Below are 11,385 nucleotides of genomic sequence, written 5' to 3'. Positions count from 1 at the left end.
CGATCGAGGATCTGTCATCAGATCCTCAGTGCCCTGCCTTAAAACCTAGAACGACGGCTGATGCCGAATCAGGTTCAGAAACTCTTCGCGGGTTTTTTGGTCTTCTTGGAACACACCCACCATGGCACTGGTCACCGTCCAGGAACCCGGCTTTTGTACCCCACGCATCGACATGCACATGTGGGTTCCCTCCATCACCACAGCCACCCCCCGAGGCTCCAGGACTTCTTGGATTGCTTCCGCCACTTGACGGGTTAGGCGTTCTTGCACCTGCAAACGACGGGCATACATTTCCACAATCCGAGCCAACTTGCTCAAGCCCACCACCTTTTGGTTGGGAATGTAAGCCACATGGGCCCGGCCCATGAAGGGCAGCATATGGTGTTCGCAAAGACTGAAGAAGTTGATGTCGCGAACGAGAACCATTTCATTGTGGCCCTCATCAAAAATGGCCCCATTGACCAATGTTTCCAACGACATGTCATAGCCGCTGGTGAGGAAACGCATGGCCTCCGCCACCCGGTGCGGGGTTTTCAGCAGCCCTTCGCGCTCGGGATCTTCACCAACCCCTAACAGAATCGTCCGTACCGCGTCCATCATGTCATCCTTGCTGACTGCTGGAGGCTGGTGCACTTGCGCAGGTTGTCCGTCATGGGTGTTGCGATCGGGACGGGTTAAAAGCCCTTTGCCCTCGTCTTCCGTGGCTGAACTACTGGGATTAACCATCCCATTTGAGATCGCATTAGAGGCGGCGATAGTCATGATTGAAATAATGAGGGAAATCCTTCCAAGAAGAACGCGCAGTGCTCCAAACACTGAGTCTCTGTTAAAAAATGGTAATACTTTTTGGCGGCTGGCGGCGAAACCCGGCCAATTCACGATCCCCGGCGTTTGGATAGCTCAAGGCGATCGATCTGCACGAGTGGGGCGATCGAGTTGATGGATTTCTGAACCAATGGGGCCTGATGAAATCTATAAAAAAAATCTATCAATCCTGTCGATGGATCCAGTGCGGGGAATGGGGAGCCACCGGCTAGGGATTGCGCAAAATCATGGCCAGTAATGTATCAATGACGCGCTGGGGATCCATGGGAACCAAGTGCTTACCGCCCAGCATCTCTTGCGTAATGTTGAAGTGGGCCAAAGCACCAATAAAAACGCGGGCGGTTGCTTCTGGATCGTCAATCTTTAGCTCCGGATGGGCTGCTAAGTAGCTGGTGAGGGCTTCGCAACCGCGCTGGCAAAAATTCCGAATAAACAGTTCGGATAGCTCCGGGAACCGCTCCGACTCGGCCATGATCAGGCGAATGAAGGCCATATGTCCTTCGTCCTGGCCCACCTTGAAAATGAAGAGATTGGCCAAATGCCGCAAAAAGTGGTGTGGGTCAGCCCCCAAGAGGGTTTCGTCAAACATTTCCGGAAACTTACTGCGGGCCAGCTCTTCCACCAGCGCCCCAAAGAGACTTTCCTTGCTTTGGAAGTGGCTGTAAACCGTTGCTTTGGAAACGCCTGCGGTGGCCGCCACGCGATCCATGCTCGTGCCTGCATAACCTTTGGCCAGGAAGGTTTTCATGGCTCCGTCCAGGATCTGGCGTTTTTTGCTGAGGGGGGCGATCGGGTGCGCAGCCGGAACGAACATGGTCATCACCTACAAAGTAGCAACGGAATTGAACAAGGGGGGCTGGGCTGCCCTGGTCTCTGCCCAGGATCTTCCTGCCCAGAATTGACAGGATTAATGATTGACGGAACTGATTGACAGAATGGATGCGGTGTAACCGTTAATTCACGTGTGATTCACGGGTGATTCACGGCTGATGTGCGTTGATTTTTGACGGGTTCCAACCCATGGCACTTGCGCAAGGTTTTAACCTTAACTCTCTCCTGGGCAGTCATTAAAGGTTAGTGGGCGATCGCCTTGGATTGCATCAGGTGGTCTTGAGCAGCAAAAGACCGCTGTGGTTAAGGGTTTGGAGGGTTTGAGTCAGCAAATCACGACTGGGGATGAATTTCTCATTAATTCCTATTGTACTAAACGGTTTAGTCTAGCTATACTCAAAATTGAACTAGACAGTTCAGTTTGATTACCTGCTATACCTCTCTCACTCCACAGCTCGCTGCACAAGATTCGGAGGGCGACATCGTGACCAGTCCGGTTCCTTGGAAATTGCTCAATCCCCGTCAATGGACTCAAGCGACGATTCCGATCGCCCTGGGAGCGGTGGTCTTGGTGGGTGGGGGAGCGGTGTTGTTGCGCAGCCGGGCAGCGGAAACTCCGGCCCCGGTGGTTACGCCCTTGCCGTCGCCAACGGTGGTGACGGCCCTGGGGCAACTGGAGCCAGCGGGGGAGGTGATTACGCTGGCGGCTCCGCCCTCGAGCACTGATTCGCGAATTGCCCGCCTGTTGGTGGAAGAGGGCGATCGGGTGCGGGCGGGCCAGGTGGTGGCGGTTTTGGATGAGGCGGAGCGGTTGGCGGCGGCGGTGGAACGGGCCGATCGCCAGGTGGATTCGGCGGAAGCGGCCCTCGATCGGGTGCGAGCCGGGGCCAAACGGGGCGAACTGAATGCCCAGTCGGCAGAGATCGATCGTGTGCGGGCCCAGCGGGATGGCGATTGGCGCTCCCAACGGGCCACGCTCGATCGACTGCTGGCGGAACGGGATACTCAACTGGCCGCCCAACGGGCCACGATCGCCCGTTTGGAAGCGGAGTTAGCCAACGCTCAGGTGGAAGCCGATCGCTATGCCAGCCTCTATGGCACGGGGGCGATTTCTGCCTCCCAACGGGACAGCAAAACCACCACCTTGGATACGGCCCGTGCTCGGTTGGTGGAAGCGCGGGCTAATTTGGCCCAAATCGACGCTTCCTATCGAGAAAAAGTGGTGGAAGCCCAGGCCAGCCTCGATCGAATCCGGACAACGGGCGTGGCTCAGCTCACCGCCGCTCGGGCCACTCTCGATCGAATTGCGGAGGTGCGCCCCACGGATTTGCGGGTGGCCGAAGCAGACCTGGCCGCTGCGATCGCCGCCGCCAAGCAGGCCCGGGCGGATCTCAACCGTGCCGTCATTCGCGCTCCCCGAGATAGCCAGGTGCTGAAAATCTATGCTCGGCCCGGTGAATTGGTGGGTAGCCAAGGCATTGCCGATTTGGGTCAAACCCAATTCATGGAAGTGGTGGCGGAAGTGTATGACACCGATGCACCGAAGGTTCGCGTGGGGCAAACGGCCACCATCACGAGTGATGCATTTTCCGGTGAACTGCGAGGATCGGTGGTGCGATCGGGGTTGCAGGTGCGCAAACAAACCACCCGCGATATCGATCCCTCTGCCAATTTGGATGAGCGCGTGGTGGAAGTGCGAATTCGGCTGGAGCCAACCGACGGTCAGCGGGTGGCCAATCTGACCAATTTGCAAGTAAAAGCCACCATCGACCTGAAATCCCTGCCCCAGCCTTAGTAGCGTGGCGGTCTTAATTCGCTGGGTTAAATTACATGGCTGTTATCGCTACAAAATCGTTAGGCAGCAAGGGGCTTAAGCCCCTTGTTACCACGACTGGCTCCGCAACTTTGACCCACTGTATTAAGCCTGTCGCGATACTAGCTCCAGTTTTGGCCTCAGTCTTGATCGATCGGGCTGCCTAGTGCGCCCTGATCTGCAATTTTTGCTCACCGTTGGCAGCCGGGTTGCCCCAATCGCTGCCCGCGCTGCCTGAGAACCCTTCGGGATGGATGCCCATCATGCTCGATCGCCTCACTCGCTCTGCCGACTCAGCCCCTGAATCTCTGGCTCCCGGCACGGCTGACTTGGGAGCTGCCCCCCAACCTCGCCCCAATCCCGAAACCAAGACGACCCCCGCTTGGGTTGCGGCCCTGCAACGTCGCATTCCCCTCGGTTGGCTACAGCTTCGGCACGATCGGGGACGGCTACTGACGGCCTTGGCGGGCATTGCCTTTGCGGACTTGGCGATTTTTATGCAACTGGGGTTCCAAAATGCCCTTTATGACAGCAATACCCGGCTGAACCGGGCCATCACCGCCGATGTGGTGTTGATCAGCGCCCAGGCCCGCAACCTGATTGGCCTATCCAGCTTTGCCCGTCGTCGTCTGTTTCAAGCGGAAGCGATCCCCGGCGTGGCCAATGCGGATCCCCTCTATGCCACGATTAGCAACTGGAAAAATCCCGAAACCCGCAAGGAAAAACAAATCCTGATTTTGGGAACCAATCCCGATCGCCCGGCCTTTGATTTCCCGGAAATTCAACAGCATCAAAATGATCTGAAGCTGCAAGATCGCTATCTGTTCGATCGGGCAGCCCGGGGGGAATATCAAAAAACCATTGCCCAGCTCGATCGGGGCCAACCCGTGCAGACCGACCTCGATCGCAAACGAATTGAGGTCATTGGTACTTACAAAGTGGGCGCGTCCTTCGCCGCCGACGGCAGCATTCTCACCAGCGATCGCAACTTTTTGCGGGCCTTTCCCCGGCGGGATCCTGGCAGCGTCAGCATCGGCCTGATTTACCTGGAACCGGGAGCCGATCCCATCACCGTGCGCACCCAATTGCAAGCCGCCTTGCCGAACGATGTGAACGTGCTGACCAAAGCGGAATTTGTGCAATTTGAAAAGGACTACTGGGCCAAAAACACCGCCATTGGGTTCATCTTCAGCTTTGGTGTGGCCCTGGGGTTTGGCATTGGCGTAATCATCGTTTACCAAGTGCTTTCCACCGATGTCAACGACCACATTCGGGAATATGCCACCCTCAAGGCCATGGGCTATCGCCACCGCTATTTCATTGGCGTGATTTTGGAAGAAGCGCTGATCTTGGCCATTGTTGGGTTTGTGCCCAGCTTGGCCGTGTCCGCTGGGTTATATGCCCTAACCCGTAATGCCACCAACTTGCCCATGTTCATGACCTTGGGGCGGGCGCTGTTGGTGTTGATGGTCACCTTCGTCATGTGCTGTTTGTCGGGGGTGATCGCCTCGCGGCGTTTGCAATCGGCGGATCCGGCAGACATGTTCTAGGTGCGGCAACCCGCGCGGCAACTGGCACGGCAACCCGTGCGGCAATTTCAGACAGGCAAATCAACCACCATGACTCACCCCATCCTCAACCAAGCCGCCACGGGACAGCCAAACGGAGCGATCGACAGGCTGAACACAGCGATCGACAGCGTGCCCGAAGCCGACTGGGCCATTGAAATTGCCAATCTCAATCACTGGTTTGGTCACGGAGACCTGAAAAAACAAGTCCTCTTTGAGATTAATTTGCAAATTCGGCGCGGGGAAATTGTGTTGGTGACGGGCCCTTCCGGTTCCGGCAAAACCACGCTGCTGACGCTGATTGGCGGTTTGCGTTCCGTCCAGGAAGGACACCTGAGCGTGTTGGGGCGAGAACTCCACGGGGCCAGCTCCGAAGAATTGGTCTTGGCGCGACGATACAATGGCTATATCTTCCAAGCACACAACTTGCACCGCAGTCTAACCGCTGCCCAAAACGTGCAAATGAGTTTGGCCCTGCATGTGGGTTGGAGTGTTCAGGAGATGCGATCGCGCGCGATCGAGATGCTAGGACTTGTGGGTTTGGGTCATCGCACGGATTACTATCCCGATGATTTATCCGGTGGGCAAAAGCAACGGGTGGCGATCGCCCGCGCCCTTGCCAGCCATCCCAAAATTGTGTTGGCCGACGAGCCAACCGCCGCCCTCGACAGTCAATCTGGCCGGGAAGTGGTTAACCTCATGCAAGGTCTCGCCAAGCAGCAGGGTTGCACAATTTTGATGGTGACCCATGACAATCGCATTCTTGATATTGCCGATCGCCTTGTTTCCGTTGAAGATGGACGGCTTGTTTCCACGCCCCGATCTGCCTAGCTCGATCCGAACTAGCCTGCTCTGACCTAGTTCGATCCGAACTAGCCCGATTTCCATGAGCCTGATTGGCATGAGCCTGATTGGCATGAGTCTGATTGATTCGCCCAGCCGTTATCCACCCTCACCGGCCATTCAGCCATTCGCCCCGATCGCCAGTTGCTCCGATCAGTGGAATCGATGATCTCGATCGTTGCACCCAAGTTGGGTTGATGCAACTATCACCCCACCATCGTCTGAACCATCTTCTATGGTCAAAGTCGGCCAAACTTCGTGATCCATCTGCTGTGCCGCGAGTCAACCGGGTTTCCAACCCCTCCAAGGCTCGCCCACTCGGCATTATTGAGGTTGTCTCCGCCTAGTCGCAAAATTGGTGGCTTAAAGTCCGGCTTTTGCGGATTTCGAACGAAAAAGCAATTATTCGACCCGTGACCCCCCGGATCGGGTCGGCCGAATAAGCCTACGATCACGGATACCCATTCACCAGTAACCGATTTACCAGTAACCGACCACCGATCGCTAACAACTGGTCACAGGCCCACCGAGCACGCGCCAGTGATCGTTGACAATCGCTAACAGACAATCGCTAACAACTGATCACAGACAACCGATCGCCCGCAGTGATCGATTTATGCTTGGGGTAAGTCAAAGATCGAGGGCGATCGTCACCCACCTGAATCAGCCATTGCCAATTATTGAGGGTACGAGGATACGCAGAGTTGATGTTGAGGCAAACATCAGGGATTTCTAGACTGAGGGCGTTGCTGACAACGATCAATGCCAAGCAGCTCTCGGGTGTTCTGTCGCTTACCGACACCAAGCACACCTGGTTGCTCCCGTTTTACCGTGGTAAACTCGGTTATCCCACCTGCGAAATTCACCGCGTTCGTCGCTGGAGCCGCGCCATCAAACGCAGTTGCCCGCAATTTCGCCCCAGCCGAATTCGGATTGAATTTGCCAGCCCCTCAGAATTGCGTTTTTGGGAACAGCTCACCCTGGCCCGTGGCCTGAAAGCCGAAGAAATTAACCCAGAGCAAGCTCGCGATATTGTTTGCACGGCGGCCAAGGAAATGCTCTTTACGGCGGCCAGCATGATGGAGCCGCAGTTTAATTGGCAGCCCTTTCCCCTGTTGGATCATGACACTGGATCCCAGGTGACTTTGGAACAATGCGAAGTCCAGTCTTTGATGCAGGTGGCAGAGCAACTTTGGCAGCGCTGGCAACTGCTGGGTTTGGATTTGGACTATAGCAATCGTGCGCCGATGTTGAAAGATTCGTCGGCTTTGAATACCAAAATTCAAGAACAAACGGAAAGCACATCTTTTTATAGTTTGCAGCCGCTGTTTAATGGTCAGCGAACCTTTTGGGATATTGACGTTAAGCTGCAACAATCTTCGATGGTGGCCATTCGCATTTTGCGCTATTTCTTGCAACAAAATGCGGTGGAATTTCGGAGCTTGCCAGATTTACCCAATCCCCTTTCGGGCTTGCTAGAACCAACGGCGGGAGCGCTGGTGGCCTGCATTGATGACAGTATGGTGATTTGTCGGTCTTTAGAAAATATTGTGACCCATGCGGGTTATCGGTTTGTGTCAACGCAGGATCCGGTGCAGGCGATTCCGTTGTTGCGCAAACACCGACCGGATTTCATCTTTTTGGATTTGAATATGCCGGTGGTGAATGGGTATGAGATTTGTACTCAGATTCGCCGTTTGGAAGGGTTTCGCGATACGCCGGTCACAATTTTGACGGGCCAAGATGGGCTGGTCGATCGCGTGCGGGCCAAGTTGGTTGGTTCTACGGACTTTTTGCCCAAACCGCCTCGCAAGGAAAAGATTGTGGCTCTGTTGGAAAAATATTTGGGCGATCGCGGTGGCGCGGGAACTGCGAAGTCCCCGTCTCCATTGAGAAACTAGACCTCTTGCCTCAATCAAAACCCTCACCCTAAATCCCTCTCCCAAGTCGGGAGAGGGACTTGACGACTGATAACGAAATCGCCGTTATTCCTTAAAAACCAGATCACCAAACCAACCAGGCCACCAGAGGAGGCTATTGGGCGGGAATTCCCAAGCATTCGCGGACAGTGACCACGGGCATGTCCAGCAGGTATTCAGCGGGCCAGTTGTCAGGATCGAAGGTGTCGGCGGCCGCTTGGCCGCGACGATAGGCCGCACGGACTCGATCGCGCCATGGGCCGGTAAGTTGTCCCGATCGCCCCAATCGCCGTAACAGACCCGCCACGATCGGCAGATGGAGATGGCGGAATTTGCAGCCCAACAGAAACGCTTGCACTTCCAATTCTCCCCAATCGTCGGTGTCATAGCCGGTCAGCACATGGATCGCATCATGCAATTGCTTGCGACGGGGGCCGCTGGTGAGCAAGGGATAGCCATTGCGGGTGACTAACTCAATCCATTCCCGGCCGAGGCTCTGGGGCGGGCAGGCTTGCAACTGTTCGCGGGTGACCACGGGCGGCTGGCTCAGCCCCAGGCGATCGGACAGGCGATCGATCCACTGAAACAGGGCTTCCGCCGAAAACAGTTGACCCGAAAATTGGAGAGAAGGGAGTTTCTGCATGGTGTTGGAGCGCTGATGGTGTTGAGGCGCTAAGGGGTGTTGAGGCGCTGAACTCCTTCAGGATGGCAACTCCGTTTGACGATGCTGTGGCGATCGGCTGGCGTTGGCTTGGCGAATGGGCTACGAACGCACTACGAATGGGCTGCGAATAATCTGCGAATGCACGGTGAGTAATTTGCGAATGCACGGCGAATGATCTGCGAACCGCCCAAAAAGACCACAGCTTTTCTACACTGAAGGGGTTGGGGGCTGTGGATGGCCCGGCTCGATCGCGCCCTTGGGCTGATCGATTATTTGCTTTCAAGTTCTATTTCTCGCCAGCCTATGACCGCTCACAGCACTAGCCCACGGATTGTGATTTTGGGAGGGGGCTTTGGGGGTTTGTATGCGGCCCTCCGCCTTGATCGCTTGGATTGGGGGGATCATCGCCCGGAAATTCTGTTGGCCGATCGGGGCGATCGATTCGTGTTTTTGCCCTTGCTGTATGAGCTGATGACCGGCGAGCTGCAATCTTGGGAGGTGGCCCCGCCCTTTGCAGAGTTGCTGGCCGGAACCCAAGTGCGGTTTGTGCAAGGAACCGTGGAGGCGATCGACCTTCAACAGCGGCAGGTGAGCCTCAGCCCTGTCTTCGGCCAACCACAAACCTTGACCTACGATCGGTTGGTGTTGGCCCTGGGCTGCGAAACGCCGATGGACTGGATCCCCGGCGCGGCGGAACATGCCCTGCCCTTCCGGTCGATCGCCGATGCCTATCGGTTGGAAGATCGGCTGCGGGCCCTGGAAGCAACCGATCGCGACAAAATTCGAGTGGCGGTCGTTGGTGGCGGCTACAGCGGTGTGGAACTGGCTTGCAAACTTGCCGATCGGCTTCAGGATCGAGGACGGTTGCGGCTGATTGAACAAAGCGATCAAATTCTGCGCAATTCGCCCAACTTTAACCGCCAAGCGGCTGACAAGGCCTTAGAACAGCGCGGTATTTGGATTGATTGGGAAACCAGCGTGCGCGACATCGGCCCCGATCGCATCATGCTCGACTATCGCGGCCGCCTAGAAGATATTCCCGTGGAGCTGACCATTTGGACGGTGGGGAATCGAGTGCCTGAGCTGGTTCGAGGGTTGCCCCTGCCCAAAAATGGTCGCGATCAACTGTTGGTGGAACCCACCCTCCAGGCGATCGACCATCCCGAAATTTTCGCCCTCGGGGACATTGCCGAAATGCGCGATGCCAACGATCCCCAAGGCAGTCCCGTGCCCAGCACCGGCCAAGCGGCCCTGCAAGCGGGGGACTATGTGGGTTGGAATCTTTGGGCTTCCTTGTGCGATCGGCCCCTGCTGCCGTTCCGATATCAGCATTTGGGCGAAATGTTGGCCCTCGGCAACACCAGCGCCACCCTCACTGGCCTGGGGGTGCAATTGGATGGGCCCCTGGCCTATGCCCTGCGGCGACTGGTGTATTTGTACCGAATGCCCACCCTAGAACATCAAATTAAGGTGGGCTTGAACTGGATGACCAAGCCCCTGCTCGATCGCCTGGCCGAACTCAATCCCGATCAGCGCTGAGGAACCAGTGACCAAAAGAAACCAGGAAATTGCAAGGATAGTGGTAGCCCGAACTAGCCGCTCTCCAAACTAGCTACCCAAGAAAGTGGTGCTGACCAACACATCGCTAGCATCCAGATCAACCCCTGCCACGATCGCCATCAGGTCAGCCCCACCCGTCAGAAACGGAGACCGGGCATAAACATAAACACCATCCGGAGCGCTGACAAATTCAGTGCCTGACACATTAAAGCCAGGATCTCCCTGCTTAGTTCCTAAAATTAAGCGATCCTTGCCCGGTTCAAAATTCTGAATGCGCACAAAATCTGAATTGCCAGCAGCGGTGTAAAAGGGGCTGTAGTTGATGCCAAATCGGGTGGTGAGTTGGCGGCCCACTTCAAAGGCATCCACACCGGGCCCGCCCGTCAATGTATCCAGTTCATTGGCTCCTAAGGAGAGATATTCTCGGCATTGTCCACCGGTTAACGTGCCACCCGCAAAGCATCGTCCCGCATCCATTTCTACCCCCGTGAGCGTATCGAGGGCCCCATTGCCCACCACCAAATCATTACCTTTGGTTCCCGAAAATGTGGCCACTCGCCCTTCAATGCGGCCCGATTGATTGAAGTGATCCCAGCCGGATAAAAACGCTGCGCCGTTGTCCCTGGCTGCTTTCACATCGGGATAGGCTTGAAAATAGTCAAAGTCAAAAAAGGTTGAGGGGGCACGCTGTTCGCCCCGCCCAAACCGCACGTAATGTTCTAATCCGGAAGTAAAGGTTTTTTGGGCGACAGCGTTGTTCACATCCGAGAACCGTTTGCGATACCACTGCTCATCAAATGCGCGGGGAAACAGGCTGCGGCCTTCCGATTCTCCTGACTGGAAATAGTGCTGCAAACTGGAGGCCAAACCACCCGATCGAATGGCTGCATCCACGTCGGGATAGGCTTGACGATAGGCCAACTCCCGATCGGGTTGGCTATAGAACCGGCTGATGGCTGTGCGCCCTTCCCGCATCCCTGAATTCAGGAAATGTTGCAAACCGCTGACCTGTTGACGATTGCGAACGGCCGCTGCCACGTCGGGATAGGCTGCCAGATAAAAAGATTCATCAAACAAGCTATTCAAGGCTGTCATTGGGTTGAGTCCTGACTAGGGTTAATGGGCAAGCGAAACTGGCTCCCGACCAATGGGGGGAGCAGTTTCAAATTTCAAAGAATAGACGAATCGATCGCGCAAGCTAATCGCGCAATCTTTTGACTATTCAAGATCAAGTTCACAAGTTTGTGTTCACAAGCTTTTGCAGAAGTGTTGAATGACAGATTCAGGTTATAAAAAAGGGGTAAGAAGATGTAATTCTTACCCCAAACAATCAAAAAGTAGTACACCAATGTTACGCTCATT

General features: G+C 55.6%; 9 protein-coding genes. 5 read left to right on the top strand and 4 right to left on the bottom strand.

Annotation, left to right across the window (positions count from 1 at the left end; translation table 11 throughout):
- Positions 1-45 precede the first annotated feature (45 nt).
- Entirely contained in the window at positions 46-762 is a 717-nt protein-coding gene (gene folE / locus H6G53_RS09750; protein WP_190532440.1) for a GTP cyclohydrolase I FolE, read from the bottom strand.
- A gap of 271 nt (positions 763-1,033) precedes the next feature.
- A complete protein-coding gene (locus H6G53_RS09745) occupies positions 1,034-1,639 on the bottom strand; it encodes a TetR/AcrR family transcriptional regulator (protein WP_199309201.1) in 606 nt (201 codons plus the stop codon).
- A gap of 501 nt (positions 1,640-2,140) precedes the next feature.
- Between H6G53_RS09745 and H6G53_RS09740 the strand changes: the two genes are divergently transcribed.
- The 4 genes from H6G53_RS09740 to H6G53_RS09725 all read left to right on the top strand — a co-directional run bounded on the left by H6G53_RS09740 (position 2,141) and on the right by H6G53_RS09725 (position 7,781).
- Complete coding sequence (locus H6G53_RS09740; protein WP_347343133.1) at positions 2,141-3,451, top strand: HlyD family efflux transporter periplasmic adaptor subunit; 1,311 nt, start codon at positions 2,141-2,143, stop codon at positions 3,449-3,451.
- A gap of 272 nt (positions 3,452-3,723) precedes the next feature.
- The gene (gene devC / locus H6G53_RS09735) at positions 3,724-5,019 is read left to right on the top strand and encodes an ABC transporter permease DevC (protein ID WP_242030869.1); all 1,296 of its coding nucleotides are present in this window, start codon (positions 3,724-3,726) and stop codon (positions 5,017-5,019) included.
- A gap of 69 nt (positions 5,020-5,088) precedes the next feature.
- Complete coding sequence (locus H6G53_RS09730; protein ID WP_190532434.1) at positions 5,089-5,868, top strand: DevA family ABC transporter ATP-binding protein; 780 nt, start codon at positions 5,089-5,091, stop codon at positions 5,866-5,868.
- 758 nt (positions 5,869-6,626) lie between these two features.
- On the top strand, positions 6,627-7,781 hold the full coding sequence (locus H6G53_RS09725; RefSeq protein ID WP_158234318.1) for a response regulator: 1,155 nt from the start codon (positions 6,627-6,629) through the stop codon (positions 7,779-7,781).
- Between the two features lie 133 nt (positions 7,782-7,914).
- On the opposite strand, the gene H6G53_RS09720 is transcribed toward H6G53_RS09725, so the two are convergent.
- Positions 7,915-8,442, bottom strand: a complete 528-nt coding sequence (locus tag H6G53_RS09720) for a hypothetical protein (RefSeq protein WP_190532431.1) — start codon at positions 8,440-8,442, stop codon at positions 7,915-7,917.
- A 324-nt stretch (positions 8,443-8,766) separates the two neighbouring features.
- Between H6G53_RS09720 and H6G53_RS09715 the strand changes: the two genes are divergently transcribed.
- The gene (locus H6G53_RS09715; protein WP_190532428.1) at positions 8,767-10,002 is read left to right on the top strand and encodes an NAD(P)/FAD-dependent oxidoreductase; all 1,236 of its coding nucleotides are present in this window, start codon (positions 8,767-8,769) and stop codon (positions 10,000-10,002) included.
- A 69-nt stretch (positions 10,003-10,071) separates the two neighbouring features.
- On the opposite strand, the gene H6G53_RS09710 is transcribed toward H6G53_RS09715, so the two are convergent.
- A complete protein-coding gene (locus H6G53_RS09710) occupies positions 10,072-11,118 on the bottom strand; it encodes a hypothetical protein (protein WP_190532425.1) in 1,047 nt (348 codons plus the stop codon).
- Positions 11,119-11,385: the final 267 nt, after the last annotated feature.

It is taken from the genome of Limnothrix sp. FACHB-406 (assembly GCF_014698235.1).
In the GTDB taxonomy this organism is placed as follows: Bacteria; Cyanobacteriota; Cyanobacteriia; order CACIAM-69d; family CACIAM-69d; genus CACIAM-69d.
The sequence above is the reverse complement of the archived record's forward strand: the minus strand, read 5'-3'. Positions and strand labels throughout refer to the sequence as shown.

Coding starts and splice junctions, on each gene's coding strand:
- H6G53_RS09710 (WP_190532425.1), bottom strand. CDS start 11,118: ATGACAGCCTTGAATAGCTTGTTTGATGAATCTTTTTATCTGGCAGCC.
- H6G53_RS09745 (WP_199309201.1), bottom strand. CDS start 1,639: ATGTTCGTTCCGGCTGCGCACCCGATCGCCCCCCTCAGCAAAAAACGC.
- H6G53_RS09715 (WP_190532428.1), top strand. CDS start 8,767: ATGACCGCTCACAGCACTAGCCCACGGATTGTGATTTTGGGAGGGGGC.
- folE (WP_190532440.1), bottom strand. CDS start 762: ATGACTATCGCCGCCTCTAATGCGATCTCAAATGGGATGGTTAATCCC.
- devC (WP_242030869.1), top strand. CDS start 3,724: ATGCCCATCATGCTCGATCGCCTCACTCGCTCTGCCGACTCAGCCCCT.
- H6G53_RS09720 (WP_190532431.1), bottom strand. CDS start 8,442: ATGCAGAAACTCCCTTCTCTCCAATTTTCGGGTCAACTGTTTTCGGCG.
- H6G53_RS09730 (WP_190532434.1), top strand. CDS start 5,089: ATGACTCACCCCATCCTCAACCAAGCCGCCACGGGACAGCCAAACGGA.